This window comes from Bradyrhizobium sp. 26S5 (assembly GCF_036923295.1).
GTDB lineage: Bacteria > Pseudomonadota > Alphaproteobacteria > Rhizobiales > Xanthobacteraceae > Bradyrhizobium > Bradyrhizobium septentrionale.
Genome location: NZ_CP145948.1, coordinates 3,176,410 through 3,190,959 on the forward strand (window position 1 = coordinate 3,176,410; position 14,550 = coordinate 3,190,959).

At 63.4% G+C, this 14,550-nt stretch carries 15 protein-coding genes and 1 pseudogene; 5 read left to right on the top strand and 11 right to left on the bottom strand.

Going from position 1 to position 14,550, the window contains the following annotated elements; genetic code table 11:
- Positions 1-50 precede the first annotated feature (50 nt).
- Positions 51-491 carry a MaoC family dehydratase gene (locus V5279_RS14680; RefSeq protein WP_338698438.1) on the bottom strand — a complete coding sequence of 147 codons (441 nt, stop codon included), beginning with the start codon at positions 489-491 and terminating at the stop codon, positions 51-53.
- An 11-nt stretch (positions 492-502) separates the two neighbouring features.
- The gene (locus V5279_RS14685) at positions 503-994 is read right to left on the bottom strand and encodes a MaoC family dehydratase (protein ID WP_338698440.1); all 492 of its coding nucleotides are present in this window, start codon (positions 992-994) and stop codon (positions 503-505) included.
- A gap of 227 nt (positions 995-1,221) precedes the next feature.
- Between V5279_RS14685 and V5279_RS14690 the strand changes: the two genes are divergently transcribed.
- Positions 1,222-1,992, top strand: coding sequence for an IclR family transcriptional regulator domain-containing protein (locus V5279_RS14690; protein ID WP_338698442.1), 771 nt, complete (start codon positions 1,222-1,224; stop codon positions 1,990-1,992).
- A 12-nt stretch (positions 1,993-2,004) separates the two neighbouring features.
- On the opposite strand, the pseudogene V5279_RS14695 reads toward V5279_RS14690, so the two are convergent.
- Positions 2,005-2,780, bottom strand: a pseudogene (locus V5279_RS14695) (IS5 family transposase).
- A 228-nt stretch (positions 2,781-3,008) separates the two neighbouring features.
- On the opposite strand from V5279_RS14695, the gene V5279_RS14700 reads away from it, so the two are divergent.
- Positions 3,009-3,632: a pyridoxamine 5'-phosphate oxidase family protein gene (locus V5279_RS14700; protein ID WP_338698444.1), complete on the top strand. Its 624-nt coding sequence runs from the start codon at positions 3,009-3,011 to the stop codon at positions 3,630-3,632.
- Between the two features lie 15 nt (positions 3,633-3,647).
- Here V5279_RS14700 and V5279_RS14705 read toward each other — a convergent pair whose 3' ends face one another.
- Complete coding sequence (locus tag V5279_RS14705; protein WP_166203720.1) at positions 3,648-4,073, bottom strand: hypothetical protein; 426 nt, start codon at positions 4,071-4,073, stop codon at positions 3,648-3,650.
- A gap of 264 nt (positions 4,074-4,337) precedes the next feature.
- Between V5279_RS14705 and V5279_RS14710 the strand changes: the two genes are divergently transcribed.
- The gene (locus tag V5279_RS14710) at positions 4,338-5,510 is read left to right on the top strand and encodes a M20 aminoacylase family protein (protein WP_029082117.1); all 1,173 of its coding nucleotides are present in this window, start codon (positions 4,338-4,340) and stop codon (positions 5,508-5,510) included.
- A gap of 147 nt (positions 5,511-5,657) precedes the next feature.
- Here the strand turns inward: V5279_RS14710 and V5279_RS14715 are convergent, their stop codons facing one another.
- From V5279_RS14715 to V5279_RS14725, 3 genes are read right to left on the bottom strand one after another with little or no spacing between them, the layout of a single operon-like run.
- Positions 5,658-6,347 carry an L-2-amino-thiazoline-4-carboxylic acid hydrolase gene (locus V5279_RS14715; RefSeq protein WP_338698448.1) on the bottom strand — a complete coding sequence of 230 codons (690 nt, stop codon included), beginning with the start codon at positions 6,345-6,347 and terminating at the stop codon, positions 5,658-5,660.
- Positions 6,348-6,389: 42 nt separating this feature from the next.
- Entirely contained in the window at positions 6,390-6,776 is a 387-nt protein-coding gene (locus V5279_RS14720) for a RidA family protein (RefSeq protein WP_166293609.1), read from the bottom strand.
- A 1-nt stretch (position 6,777) separates the two neighbouring features.
- Complete coding sequence (locus tag V5279_RS14725; protein ID WP_338698451.1) at positions 6,778-7,647, bottom strand: VOC family protein; 870 nt, start codon at positions 7,645-7,647, stop codon at positions 6,778-6,780.
- 130 nt (positions 7,648-7,777) lie between these two features.
- Here V5279_RS14725 and V5279_RS14730 point away from each other — a divergent pair, with 130 nt between their 5' ends.
- Entirely contained in the window at positions 7,778-8,407 is a 630-nt protein-coding gene (locus V5279_RS14730) for a LysR family transcriptional regulator (protein ID WP_338698453.1), read from the top strand.
- A 50-nt stretch (positions 8,408-8,457) separates the two neighbouring features.
- Here the strand turns inward: V5279_RS14730 and V5279_RS14735 are convergent, their stop codons facing one another.
- Complete coding sequence (locus V5279_RS14735; protein ID WP_338698455.1) at positions 8,458-9,210, bottom strand: cytochrome P450; 753 nt, start codon at positions 9,208-9,210, stop codon at positions 8,458-8,460.
- A gap of 5 nt (positions 9,211-9,215) precedes the next feature.
- The gene (locus V5279_RS14740; protein WP_338698457.1) at positions 9,216-9,629 is read right to left on the bottom strand and encodes a hypothetical protein; all 414 of its coding nucleotides are present in this window, start codon (positions 9,627-9,629) and stop codon (positions 9,216-9,218) included.
- Positions 9,630-9,767: 138 nt separating this feature from the next.
- Here V5279_RS14740 and V5279_RS14745 point away from each other — a divergent pair, with 138 nt between their 5' ends.
- Entirely contained in the window at positions 9,768-10,889 is a 1,122-nt protein-coding gene (locus tag V5279_RS14745) for a LysR family transcriptional regulator (protein WP_338698459.1), read from the top strand.
- Here the strand turns inward: V5279_RS14745 and V5279_RS14750 are convergent.
- A complete protein-coding gene (locus V5279_RS14750) occupies positions 10,798-12,426 on the bottom strand; it encodes an inorganic phosphate transporter (RefSeq protein WP_338698461.1) in 1,629 nt (542 codons plus the stop codon). The two genes, V5279_RS14745 and V5279_RS14750, sit on opposite strands and share 92 nt — an antisense overlap.
- 452 nt (positions 12,427-12,878) lie before the next feature.
- The gene (locus V5279_RS14755; RefSeq protein ID WP_338698463.1) at positions 12,879-14,357 is read right to left on the bottom strand and encodes a UdgX family uracil-DNA binding protein; all 1,479 of its coding nucleotides are present in this window, start codon (positions 14,355-14,357) and stop codon (positions 12,879-12,881) included.
- Positions 14,358-14,550: the final 193 nt, after the last annotated feature.

Below are 14,550 nucleotides of genomic sequence, written 5' to 3' on the forward strand. Positions count from 1 at the left end.
CCCGCAGGCGGGGCGAGGCGGAGCGCGCTGCTCGACCTGAGCGCACTTCGCTAGTTCGCCGGAAACTCCAGCATCGCTTCGCCGGCCGCGACCGTCTCGCCACGCTGGTTCTGCACGGCGACGTCGACCAGCACCCAGCGCGATCTGGCTGATATCTGCTTGGCCTTGATGGTGCCGGCGGGGCGGATGGTGTCGCCGGGCTTCACCGGCTTCAGCCAGCGCGTCTCGAGCCTGCGATGGATCGCGCCCGCGGGAAGAGCCCAGTCGGTCAGCATGCGCGAGATCAGGCCGAAATTGTTCATGCCATGCATGATGATGCCGCCGAAATTGGTCTTGCCAAAATCGCCCTTCATGTAGTTGTCATCGAGATGCAGCGGGTTGTGGTCGAGCGATGCATCGCAGAACAGGCGGATCGATTCGCGCGAGACCGCGAATGCGGGGCCGTCGATGCTGTCGCCGGCCTTGAGAGTATCGAAATTCGCTGTGGTCATCGTGATCCCCCTTAGATCGGACGGATGGTCTGGCCGCGACCCGAGCAGATCACGTCGCCATGCTGGTTGAAGAAGACGTTGTCGTGCACCACGAACAGCCGCTCGCGCTTGATGAATTTGTCGAGCGCGCGGGCCTGCAAGGTGATGGTGTCGCCGGGGCGGGCAGGGACGTTGTAGCTCCAGGACTGCCCGGCATTGACGGTGCCCGGCGAGCGCATCCAGTCGTCGGCCGGTGTGCAGGCGAACATCAAGAGGATGTGGATCGCGGGCGGCGCGATCAGCCCGCCATAGGGGCCGGCCTTGGCGGCGGCTTCGTGCAGATACAGCGGATTGGTCTCGCCGACCGCGCGGCAGTACAGCGCGATTGCTTCTAGCGTCAGCGTGTAGGGTAGCGTCTTGCGCGGTTCGCCGGGGACGATCTCGTCCCAGACCTTGCGCAGCTTCGCGTCCTTCCAGAAATCGGTTTCGAACGGGGTGGTCGCAGAACTTTCCGCTTGCGCCATCGGGCATCCTCCTGCTATTCAGTTCGCCAGGCGAACAATTTATTCGCTGTATGAACTGACGCTAGCGAGGTCGGGGGCCCCTGACAAGCGCGCAGCGCCGCGTCATGTGCAGGCAGCCATGCGGGCTGCGATGTCATGAGCAATACCAACGCCCGAGCATGACCCGGAAAAGTGCGAAGCGGTCTTCCGAAAAGGATCATGCTCAATCGAAAAGCCAGAGTGACGGGATGAGCAAAGAGAGTGACGGCTTCGTGCGCGCGATCGCGCGCGGCTTCTCGATCATCGAGGCGCTCGGCAAGCCGCCGGGCCGGCACACGCTGGCGGAGGCCGCGGACACCGCTGATCTGAACCGCGCCACTGCGCGCCGCATCCTCGCGACATTGGTGGCGCTGAAATATTGCGCGTCCGACGGACGCTATTTCAGCTTGCGGCCGCGCGCGCTCGGGCTCGGCCTGTCCTATCTGAACGCATTGCCCTACTGGGCGCATGCGCAGCGCGCGCTGGAAAACCTGCGCAACGAGATCGGCGAATCCTGCGCGATGGCGGTGCTCGACGAAGACGAGATCGTCTATGCGCTGCGTCTGCCGGCGCGGCGCATCCTGTCGGCCAATCTCGGCGTCGGCAGCCGGCTGCCCGCGCATCTGGTGTCGCTCGGCCGCGTCATGCTCGCGGCGCTGCCGCCTGTTACCCGCGAGGCCTATCTCTCAGGCAACGCCTTCAGGCAGGTCACGCCGCGCACGGTCACAGATCCCGAGCGCCTCGGGGAACTGCTCGCGCGGGTCGAGAGCGAGGGTTATGCCTGGGTCGATGGCGAGCTTGATCCCGCGATCTGCGGCATCGCGGTGCCGCTGCGCGATCCGGCAGGCTCCGTGGTCGCGGCGCTCAGCGTCAACACGATCTCGGGGACCGTGAGCGAAGCCGGCGCGCGCAAGAAATTCCTGCTGCCGCTGCGGCGCACCGCGCAGGAGATTCGCAGCCAGATGCTGACGTCGGGCTAGGTGGTGTGGACACTAGCGCATCCATAGAACGATGGCTGCGAGAGTGACGACGGCCCGGTAGTTCCGGGCCGTTTTTTCGAAGCGGGTTGCGACGCGGCGGAACTGCTTGAGCTTTGAGAAGCAGCATTCGACGAGATGACGCTGGGCATAGAAATGCTTGTCGAGTGGATATTTGAGCGCACGTGACGGGTTGTTGGGGATCACGGCGAGCGCGCCTTTGGCGGCGATGGCTTGGCGCAAGTGATCGGCGTCATAGGCCGTATCGGCCATGACGACCTCGGCGGATAAGCCTTCGATCAATGCGGCGGCTTGCGGTGCATCGCCCTTCTGACCTGCGGTAAGCGTGAACCGCACCGGACATCCCAAGCCTCGAACGGCCATATGTATCTTGGTGCTCAGGCCGCCGCGCGAGCGGCCGATCGCTTGATCTTCCGCTTGATCTTCAGACCCCCCTTTTTGGCGCCGGCGGCGTGCTGATGCGCCCGAACAATGGTGGAATCGACGATCAGATATTCGAAGTCCGGATCATCGGACATCGCCTCGAAGATCCGCCACCAAACACCCTTGATGCTCCATCGACTGAAGCGCCGGAACACGCTGTTCCAGTCCCCAAACACCTCCGGAAGATCGCGCCAGGGAGACCCCGTACGCACGATCCACAGCACACCTTCCACGAACATCCGGTTGTCGCGCCCGGTGGAGCCCTTCTGATCGGGGCGCCCTATGATCAGCGGCGCTATCCGCTCCCACGCCGCGTCGCTCAATACCAAACGGTCCATCACACCCAAGGCGGCCTCCCCAAAAGCAGCCTTGAATCTGATTTGCTCCTAAAAGGGAATCCTTAGAGTCCACACCACCTAGGGCACGGCCGTCATCGACGCCTTTTCACCCGATTCGGACCGGGATGGCTTTTCACGCCCGTGCCGAATGAATAGGCTTTCTCTTTGTTGGCCGGCTGAATTGCCAGGAAAAATTCCGGCCGCGTCAAACGTTGCTCAACTTGCTGGAGGATTCCCGTGGCAGACCCGGTCCGCGCCCCTTTCTACCACGACGGAATGCGTGAGTTGCAGGACCGCTTCGACGGTCGTCGTGTCGCCGACGGCCTCGAGAAGCATCGCCTCCACTTCGAATTCTGGGAACAGGACCGCAAGCTCATCGAAGAGTCGCGGTTCTTTTTCATTGCGACGAGCTATCAGGACAACGTCGATTGTTCGATGCGTTCCGGCGATCCCGGCTTCGTGAAGATCACTGGGCCCGACACGCTTGAATTCCCTGAGTACGACGGCAACAACATGTACCGCACGCTCGGCAATATCCACCGCAATCCGAACATCGGCTTGCTGTTTGTACGCCTCGACGGCAAGACGTTTCGTACGCGCATCCGAGGCAAGGCAACGATCCACGACAGCGCTGAAGCGCTTGCCGGGCATCATGGCGCGAAGGTTGTCGTGCGCGTCACATGCGAAATCTTTCCAAATTGCCCGCGCTACGTTCCGGACATCATGAGCGCTTCAGCTGATGTGCCGGCGAATCTGTTCGTTCCTCGGCCAGGCTACGAGCCGCCCGCACCGGAATGGAAAAGCCGGGATTACCTCAAAGACGTCCTTTCGAAATACGATCCGCACCGGAAACGTGAATAGGGAAGCAACCTGCGATCAGGGCAGCGGCGCCATGTAGGGAATGCTGGCGACCAGCGCGAACACCTGAACCGCGTTGCACAGCATGCCGCCCCAATGCAACCGGCGCAGCCGCCGCACCGCGGTGGGATCGCCTGAGTCTCGCGCGTTCGCCTCGGCATCGAGCCGCTGCAGAAACCAGCGGCGCGCCAGCACCGCAAATCCCGCGATCAAGGCGATGCCAAGCGCGACGGCTGGCCGGCCAGCCGCGGCAAAGGCCAGTGTTCCGATCACACCGGAGACCGTGAGCACGAGGAAGTAGGCATTGAACATGCCGCGCAGCAGGCGGGTCACCGGTGGGACGTCGAGCTTCACAAGCAGGAACGCCGGCGCCGCCAGTAGGAAATAGCCCATCGGCACCAGCAGGATGATGGTGGAGAACAAGACCGCCTGATCCGGCGTCATGCAGCCGCCCCTTTTTTGAAGGCCTGAGGATTCTCGGTGCGGAAACCTGAGGTAGTATCCGCGCGGGATATCTCCGGCACTATTAGGCTTTGGTCGGATGCGATCGTATCAGGCCTGACGTCGGTGCAAAGTGCCGCGAGAAGCATTCTGCCTCCCGTTTGCGAATGCAGGCCCCAGCCGCAGGCATGCCACATCTGTTGGGTGGACCGGCTCTTGCATGCTAAACAGGCACAAGTCGTCCAACCCTCTGAGGCCAGAATTCTCATGCCCATCGTCAACCGCGTCGCCGATCTGCAACCCGATATCCAGGCTTGGCGCCGCAACATCCATGAAAACCCCGAGCTGCTCTATGATGTGCATCGCACCGCATCATTCGTGGCCGATCGTCTCAGGGAGTTCGGCTGCGACGAGGTCGCCACCGGCCTCGGCAAGACCGGCGTGGTTGGGGTCATCAAGGGCAAGAAGGGGCCGGCCAAGGGCGACGTCAAGGTGATAGGCTTGCGTGCCGACATGGACGCGCTGCCGATCCATGAACAGACCAACCTGCCTTACGCCTCGAAGACGCCTGGCAAGATGCACGCCTGCGGCCATGACGGTCACACCGCGATGCTGCTCGGCGCGGCGCGCTATCTGGCCGAGACGCGCAATTTCGCCGGCGATGCGGTCGTGATCTTCCAGCCGGCCGAGGAGGGCGGGGCCGGCGCCGCCGCGATGATCAAGGACGGCCTGATGGATCGCTTCGGGGTCGAGCAGGTCTACGGCATGCACAATGGCCCGGGGATACCGATCGGCTCGTTCGCGATCCGCTCCGGCCCGATCATGGCCGCAACCAACGCGATCGACATCAAGATCGAGGGCCTTGGCGGGCATGCCGCCCGGCCGCACAAATGCATCGATACCGTGCTGGTCGGTGCGCAGCTGATCACGGCGCTGCAGCAGATCGTCTCGCGCACCGTCGATCCGCTGGACTCCGCTGTGATCTCGATCTGCGAATTCCACGCCGGCAACGCCCACAATGTGATCCCGCAGACTGCGGAATTGCGCGGCACCGTGCGCACGCTGACCAATGAGGTTCGCCAGCTCGTCGAGAAGCGCGTGCGCGAAGTCGTGGATGGCGTCGCCAAGATGACCGGCGCCAGGATTGAGCTCAACTATGAGCACGGCTATCCCGTCACCGTCAATCACGGGCCGCAGACCGAATTTGCGACCCGCGTCGCGCGCGAGGTCGCGGGCGCGGCCAATGTGCACGAGATGCCGCCGTTGATGGGCGCCGAGGATTTTTCCTACATGCTGGAGGCGCGGCCCGGCGCCTTCATCTTTTGCGGCAACGGCGACAGCGCCGGCCTGCATCACCCCGCCTACAATTTCAACGACGAGGCGATCGTCTACGGCACCTCGTATTTCGTGAAGATCGTGGAGAACGCGCTGGCGGCGTGATGTCGCGGTCCGCGTCACCTTGGTTCAACGAACGCCTCATGGCCGGGCGAAAGCGCGAAGCGCGTCTTCGCGCCGGATGTCCCGGCCATCCACGGGTTTCCTTACTCGAACCGAAGAGGTGGATGCGAAGCGCACACGTGTGCGGTCCTAGTCCGTCGGGAGCCGCGAGAATCGGAAATTGCAGTGGCTCGCGCCGCCAGCCAGCGTTTGGGTCCTTTGCAGGTGGATGCCTCGGGTTGCATAGGCGTCGAAATCGAGCCCGCAAATGTTCGGCAGGATGTCTTTATCGCCATGGCGAGCCGCGAATTTGCAAAAGCCGCAAGCCTTGTAGTCGATGCCGAATTCAAAGCTGTCACCCGGACCCGGCTCGACGAAATCGTAGACGAAATCTTCCGGAAATTCTTTCTGATGGCTTTTTGTAGCGCTTTGTGTCGCCTGCTCGCGCAGCAAAGCCTGATTCTCCGATGACATGAACTGACGCCCCGAGGCGAGACGTTCCGCTTCGGGCACCGTGAGCAGTTGCGCCTTGTAGGTTTCTCGCTCGATTTCGCCGATCACCGAGAGCGACACGCCGTGCCGCCGGAGTACGCGGCTGATAGCCATAAATCCGATCAGACGCATGAAGAAATCGCTCATGCGACTAGCCGCGCCTCCGACATAGGGCATTTGGGTGAGCACGATTTCGAATTCGTCCATCACCTCCTGCCTGATCCCGGCAATATCGGACAGATGCGCGCACTCGCGCAACATCGCTTCCGCAAGGTCGAGGCGATGGCACATTGCGGCCTCCATGGCACCGCGATGCGACTCGTAAAAGGGATGGATGATCTCAGCCATTGGACATCCTCTCTCATCAAACCCCGGCGCGGCATCCACGCTTCACTCGGCAGCGATCGCCTCGATCTCCAGCAACCATTTGCTGTCGACGGTTTCGGCAATCATGACCGTCGATGCAGGTTCGTTTCCTTCGAGCATCTTGCGGCGAATGGCGCGGTTGGGGACCAGCTGGCTCTTGTCAGTCAGGAACGTGTTGATCTTGACCAAATGCTCGACGCCGAGGCCGGCGGAGGTGAGCACTTCGATGACATTGCGCCAGGACTGCTCGCATTGCGCCTCGAACCCTTCGGGCACGCTGCCGTCGGAATTCTCCGGCACCTGGCCGCTGATGAACAGCAGCCGGCGGTGCTGGCCAACTTCCAGCCCCATGCTGTAACCGCTGGAGGGAGCGTGGACGGCAGCGGGATTGTGACGGACGAGATGAGCCATGTCAGATTTCCTCATGTTCGACGAATTCCAGAGCCAGGCCATGCGACGCGGCGGGTGCAATCAGTAACGCATTGTCGATCAGCTGGAACGCGACGCCGTTATTCTTCAAGAGCCGCCTGGTCGCATCCAGATCGGTGACCGCCACGCGCGCCGCGCAAAAGCGCGGCGAGCCATCGGCGACGACGTCAGGTAGCCGGCGCGCGATCTCAGAGGGACCGAGCACGGTGATCCGATTGCCCCTCTCGCCGACCGTCAGTTGTCCGGGCGCGTGCTCGGCCGCACTCTCCGTCAGGCTTTCGAGGAACGCGCGATGTTGCTCAGGCTCCGGCGCCGACATGACGACCTCGATCACGCGCAAAGCGCCGTTGGGATGGTGCTGGTATTCCGCCTTCCAGAACAGTTCTGGCGGATGGCGTTGCTGGCAGGTAAAGAAGGCGATCCCGGGCATCGCGGCATCGGTGGCAAAGGCCAGTGAGAATGCGACACGGGCAGTGCCGCCGCCCGGCAGCACCGCGTCACGGCCGAAATCGAATGGTGCATAAGCGCCGATGCGCATCGCGCGGAAGCGTGCTGCGTCGGCGTGTGCGTCGGTGCTGTGCAAGGCCAGCATCGACATCCCTTCAGCGTTCCTGAGAAAATCCTGCTGATGTGCGGCAAAGTTGAAGTGGCCGCTCTCGGCCGGCGGTATCGCTGCGACATTGGTAACGGCCAGCAATTCCAGAAAATTGTTCCCGAACATCGCCAGGCGGTTGCTGGTTCCGAAGGGATGGACACCAGTTGGCGTCAGGCTGAAGCCGAGCGTCTGCCAGTCCAGCGCGGCCTGCGCCAAATCGTGGACACAGATAACCAGATGATCGAGGCGGTGAGGCATGGGATCTCCGCAAATGCTGCGACCCAACCGTAGCTGCGGCCACCAAGCCGGCGCAAACCATGTTTCCTTCGGTCCAGCACAAGAAAATCTATTGCAAGGTCACGGCCCATCGGTGTCAAACTGCAGTGCGATGACCTACGCCCTTCCACCACTCAACGCGCTCCGCGCATTCGAAGCCGCCGCGCGGCATCTCAGCTTCAAGCTGGCCGCGCACGAGCTGCACGTGACGCCCGCCGCCGTGGGGCAGCAGGTGAAAGCGCTGGAGGCGCGCCTTGGTGTGCGTTTGTTCGAGCGGCTGCATAAGCAGCTCATCCTGACGGCGGCCGGCCAGGCCTACCTGCCCGGGATATCCGATGGTTTCCGTCGCATTGCGGAAGCGACCTCGCAAATGAAACCGGCAGGTGCAGTGCTGCTGCAGTTGGGGGTCCATGGCAGCTTCGACCTGCGTCCCCTCGAACTGGCGGAGTTTCGCAGCGCGCATGCGGACATCGGTTTGCGGGTGCTGCAGCCCGCCGGCTTGCATGAGTTGGTCGAGGGCAAGGTCGACCTGCTGATAGCCCGCGGTCTTGGCCACCATCCGGGCTATCGCTCCGACCGGGTCAATGAGGGATCCGGTTTGGGTGATTGGCTGATTGCGCCCGAAGGTACCGCGGATTGTCCCGAGGTCATAAGCTTCCGCCAGTGGCTGCGCGCCCTGGCGGCCGAGAAGGGGCTCGCAAACCACCGCCGCCCTCGTCTGGTCGGCAGCATCGGGAGTTGAGGCGACCGCAAGAGCGCGTTCGCAGCGCTACGCTGACGCAGACGCGTTCGTCACGAATCCCACCGCACTGGCAACGACACCGGACCGCGGAACACCCAGCCGCGGACAACCGGCGGAGCCTCCTCGCGGAGGCGCAGATTGCGCAGGCGTTCGAACAGCATCGGCGCCACGATCTTGCCGACGGTGAGCCGCGACACCCAGGTGCCGGCGCAGAAATGCGGTCCGGCGCCGAACGCCAGATGCGATTGCTTTGGCCGCATCACGTCGAAACGATCGGGATTGGCGAAGCGGCTGCCGTCGCGGTTCGCGGCGCCGACGCAGAGGCCGATCTGAAGGCCCTCGGGCAGCGCGGCGCCGGAGAGATCGACGCTGCAGGTGACGCGGCGCGGATACATGCCGATCGGCGAGATCCAGCGCACCGCCTCCTCGAGCGCTGACGGCCATAGCTCCGGCTTCGCCAGCACGCTGTCCTTCTGCACGGGATTTTCCAGCAGGCCGAGCACGAGGGTCAGGATCGCGTCGCGCGGCTCGTTCAGTCCGCCGCCGATGATCACCTTGATGTTGGCGCGGATGGCTTCGATCGGCATCTGCGGATCGGCATTGACCATCGAGGACAGGATCGAGGGATTTGGATTGCTGCGGTGAAGTTCGAGCACCACGTCGATCGCGGTATCGACATCGGCGCTCGCCTGCATCGCCTTGCGCTCGATCTCGGCATCGGCGGCATAATTGCCCGCGCCGTCGATCAGCGCCTGTGACCACTCGGCCAGGATCTGCCACGGCATCTCGCGAAAACCGATCATCGCCATCAGTCCACCGGCGCCGCCAGCGCGGCGAACAGATCGGCTTCGCCAGTCGCGGACAGATCATCGATCAGCTCTTGCGCGATCGCGGTGAATTTGGGCGCCCAATGCTCCTTGATCGTGGTGGGGCGGAACGAGGGCTCGATCGCCTTGCGGCCGATCGCGTGCTCGGCGCCGTCCTTGCGCATGAAGGTCGGCCCCATCACTCTGTTGACCAGCGAGGTTGGATTGTCGGCCGAGTAGGTCGCGGGATCGCGCTCGATCCGCGTGATGTCGTCGAAGCGCGTCACCAGCGTCAGCTTGGCGGGTTCGACGAAAACCGCCGGCGCCATCTCGCGCAGGCGGCGGAAGACCGGGTAGGGGTCGTCGAGCAGGTCCTGATACGCGATGTCGGTGACGACAGGCACGGTGCTGGTCATTAATCCTCCCGGGAGCGTCTTTTCGCCAAATCTAGCGCCGGGTGCGCAATCGCTCAATTCGATGGGGCCGATCTGCTACATCGAAATCTCGCATGACCTTGTGATAGGCTGGGCCGCCAGCAATGGGGGAGGTGCAGCGTGGCGGTCAATTCCTCGATCGATCCGATCGACATCGGGACCTTGCGGACGCTGGTGCTGGTGTACGACCTGCAATCGTTCTCGGCGGCAGCCAAGCGGCTCGACGTCAACCAGTCCACGATCAGCTATGCGATCGAGCGGCTGCGCGGCGCGCTCCGTGACCCGCTGTTCGTCCGCAACGGCAACGGCGTGACCGCCACGGAGCGCTGCGCGGCACTGGTCGGCTGGGCGCGAGACATGATCGGCGAGATCGACGGGCTCGCCGCACCGGCGGAATTCGATCCGGCGACGGCGCGGGGCAGCGTGACGATCTCCTGCAACTATCACGAACGCCAGACCCTGATCCCGCAATTCACTGCGCGGCTGCGGGCCGGCGCGCCGCAGGTTCGTCTTGTCCTGCTCGACGCCGCCGGCCACGGCGACGTCCATCTCAAGCAGAACCAATGCGACATCGTGCTCGGTCCGGTCGGCATCGTCGGCGACAACTTCTTTAGACGCCACATCCTCACCGATCACTATGTCTGCGTGATGGATCCGGCCCATCCGCTGGCGCGCGGCCGGGTCGCGCTGTCGGCCTATGCGAAGGCCGAGCATGTCTTCATCACCCACAGCGGCGAGTGGCAGCCGCTTTATCTCGAGGCGCTGAGGGCGAAGCAGATCGAGATCGAGCCGGTGGTCAGCCTTCCGAACCACGACAGTCTGGAGCGCATCATCGCCGGCACAAGGCTGGTCGGACCATCCCGCATCATCTGGCGCGGGCGATGCGCGGCGGCCTGCATGTCGGTGCGCTGCCGTTCCGCGTGCCGGTCTCGATCGACATGTACTGGAGCGCAAGGACGGCCAAATCCGGCCTGCACAAATGGGCGCGCGGCCTGCTCGCCGAGGAAGCCCGGGCTTATGCTGCCTGAGCCGCAGTCTTTGAAGACGGCCGTCGCGAAACGTCCTCCATCACGCAGCAAGGCCCGCGCTGGCGGCGCGGGCCTTGCGTGTTTCTTGCGTGTCTTGCGAGAGCCGCCGCGGCTCTCGCGGGTCAGAACACCCGCGAGAAGATCACGTAGAGGCAGCCCGACAGCAGGATCGCGGCGGGGAGCGTCAGCACCCAGGCCATCACCATGTTTCTGATGGTGGCGACCTGGAGGCCGGAGCCGTTGGCCGCCATCGCGCCGGCGACGCCTGACGACAGCACGTGTGTGGTCGAGACCGGCAGGCCGAACATGTCGGCGGCGCCGATGGTGGCGGCGGCAACGAGTTCGGCCGATGCACCCTGTGCGTAGGTGAGATGGGTCTTGCCGATCTTCTCACCGACCGTGACGACGATGCGCTTCCAGCCGATCATGGTGCCGAGGCCGAGCGCGATCGCGACCGCAACCTTCACCCAGGTTGGGATGAATTTGGTGGCGCTGTCGAGCGAGGCCTTGTAGGCGTTCAGGGTCGCGACCTCTTCCTTGCTGAGGTCGTTTTCCTTGTCCTTCATCAGGAAGCGGATCGCCTCCGAGGTCAGGTACATGTCGTTACGGGTGTTGCCGACGACTTCCGCCGGCACCTTGTTCAGCGAACCGTACTTCTGCACCTGGTCGCCGACGTCCTTCACCAGCACCGACAGCGAGGGATAGGTGCCTTCGCTGATGTGGTGCGACGAGACGTATTGGGTCACCGCCGGGCGGGGATCGCCGATGATGCTGTGGCCGGCGCCCTTGGCCGCGACCACCTTGGAGGCGGCCTCCGAGGTCTTCTGGAACTGGGCCACCTGGCTCTCCGGCAGCGCGCGGTTCAGAGCGTAGGCGGTCGGCACGGTACCGATCAGGATCAGCATGATCAGGCCCATGCCCTTCTGGCCGTCGTTCGAGCCGTGGGCGAAGCTGACGCCGGTACAGGTCAGGATCAGCAGGCCGCGGATCCAGAGCGGGGGCGCCTTGTTGCCTTCCGGCGCGGCGTAGAGCGCCGGGTTCCGGACGATCACCTTCAGCAGCAGCAGCAGCCCGGCGGCGCAGATAAAGCCGACCAGCGGCGACAGCAGAAGCGCGTAGCCGATCTCGGTGGCCTTGCCCCAATCCACGCCCGAGGTGCCGTCACGGCCGCGCAACAGCGCGTTGGCGACGCCGACGCCGATGATCGAGCCGATCAGCGTGTGCGAGGAGGAGGCGGGCAGGCCGAAATACCAGGTGCCGAGATTCCACAGGATCGCGGCGATCAACAGCGCGAACACCATGGCAAAGCCGGCGCTGGAGCCAACCTGCAGGATCAATTCCACCGGCAGCAGCGAGACGATGCCGAACGCCACCGCGCCGGTCGAGGTCAAGACGCCGAGGAAGTTGAACAGGCCGGACCACATCACCGCAGCTTCCGCCGGCAGCGAGTGGGTGTAGATCACGGTGGCCACCGCGTTGGCGGTGTCGTGGAAGCCATTCACGAACTCGAAGCCGAGCGCGATCAACAACGCGACCAGCAGCAGCAAGTAGGGCAGGTAGGAGGTGACCCTGGTGCCGGTGGCGTCGACGTCCGAATAGATGCTGTAGGCAACGTACAAAAGTCCCGCGGCAAGGATGCCGAAGAAGATGATCATCGTGAGCGGGTTAAAACCCTTGTCGAGATTGGGCCGCGACGCCGGCTGTATCGGCGCTCCATCGGCCAGCGATGAATTGAGTGTAATGTCGGTCATTCTGACGCCCCTCGTAGTTGGAGGGGCATTTTTGACTGATGGAGTTGAAGGTTAGATGACAAGCTCAACGTTGTTTTGCGCAGCGCAAGCAGGTGCTTGAATCCGCGCCATGCGTCATGCGCTGAATCTTGCTGCTTCTCCTTGAAATCGTTTGAACAGTCCCGCGAATACGGACACGACGGGACTGGCGCGCGCGGTGGATATCGCACGATCATTCGTGCGCATCGTCGGTCCAGGACGGCTGTTTCGGGAGTGAGGATGAGGTGGCGCGCCGCACGATCGGGGCTAGCAAACCGCGCAGCGCGCCCGCCTCAGGGTACGTCATGGCGTGAACATGACGCCCGATGCCCGTAGACACGTGAGGGTATCACGGATCAATTCAAGGTTGTAGGGATTTATCAGCGTTTTGAACAATTTCACGTTGAAGTGTGATCCTGCAGTTCCCCCGGAACTCAAGCCGCGTGGGCTGAATTGCGCAGCTGATTTGCGGCGATTTTCAGATCGTCGATAAAGCGTTGATATTCCAGCGCCTTGGCTTTCTCGTCGGGCAGCCGCAACAGATAGGACGGGTGTACGGTGACCAGCACCCTGGTTCCGTCATGCTCGATCAGCTGGCCGCGGTTCCTGTGGATAGGTGTGATCTTGCCGAGCACGCTCTGCGCGGCCGTGGCGCCGAGCGCCACCACGAGCTCCGGCTTGATGGCGGCGAGCTCGCGCTCATACCACTGCCGGCAGGCGCGGATCTCCGGTGTGCCCGGCTTCTGGTGCAGCCGGATCTTGCCGCGCGGCACGAACTTGAAGTGTTTCACCGCATTGGTGATGTAGACCTTGGCGCGCGCGATGCCGGCTTCCTCAAGCGCGCGATCGAGCATCTGCCCGGCGGGACCGACGAAGGGATGGCCGGCGAGATCTTCCTTGTCGCCGGGCTGCTCCCCGACCAGCATCAGCGTCGCGCCTTGCGGCCCTTCGCCGAACACGGTTTGCGTCGCGTCCTTCCACAGCGGGCAGGCGCGGCAAGCGGCGGCCTCGTCGCGCAAGGCTGCGATCGCGTCACGAGTTTGCTTGTCTTGAGTTTGCTTGTCTTGGGTTTGCTTGTCCTGGGTATGCGTGTCGCGAGCTTGCTTGCGGGGCATCGGCATATCCTGCCGCTGCTGCGGCTCGGCGGCCTTGCGTGCGATGAAGGGGCCGCTGGTCATGCGCATGGCGTCTTCGATCAGAGGTTTAATGATCGAGTCCTCGGGCAGGTTCCTCCAATAGGCCTGCGGCATCTCCATCACTTTCAGCCGCGCCGGATTGAAGCGGCCGTTGTCATGCCGCCGCCAGACCTCCTCGAGCCGGTCCTCGCTCGGAACCTCGGATTTGGCGACGCCCGGCGTGATCGAGATCGCGTGCCCGTCCCAATGTGCGCAGGCGTCGGGGGTCAGGATCGACCACGGCATGTCGGCGAAGCGGCCGGCGAAGAACGGTGCGGCATGCTCGACGATGCGATGCTCCGGCTCGAACCAGGCGACGTAATGCGCCTTCTGCTCGCGGCCGATCTCGCGGAAGCGCAGATGCGTGTGCATCCTGTCGATATCGCGATAGACCGCGCGCGCCATCGCGTGGACCTCGGCGACATCGGGATCATCAGTCGCGCTGAGCAGATCATGATGGCTGCGCAGCCGCCACAGCAGGCGATAGAGCAGGGCGAAGCGCTCGTCATTGCGATGCAGGATCGCGGTCCTTGCCAGCTCGATAAATTTGGCTGTGACGTTGAACTGCGCCTGCGGCGTATCAGGCAATTCATTCACGCAGGATGCCGACACCAGTTCGTCGTCGCTGCGCACCGTCCACGTGACGTCCGACGGCTTCACGTCATTCAGCACCAATCGCCGCGCGGCCTTGCGCCAGCCTTCGAAATCGGTGACGTTGTCGAGCACGATGATACGCATGCGATTGCTCCGTTTCCGTCACGCCGCCATTTTCCGGGCCGGCGCGCCGGACGCCGCGGGCGAACCGGCGGCGTGCAGTTCGGCCGCTCCTGAATCCCATTGATTCCGCTCATGAATCACGGAGCTCACCAATCCGATTGACTCTGCCGGCCCTGTTAGCTTTATATTAGAACATATCATGAACAAATGAGCC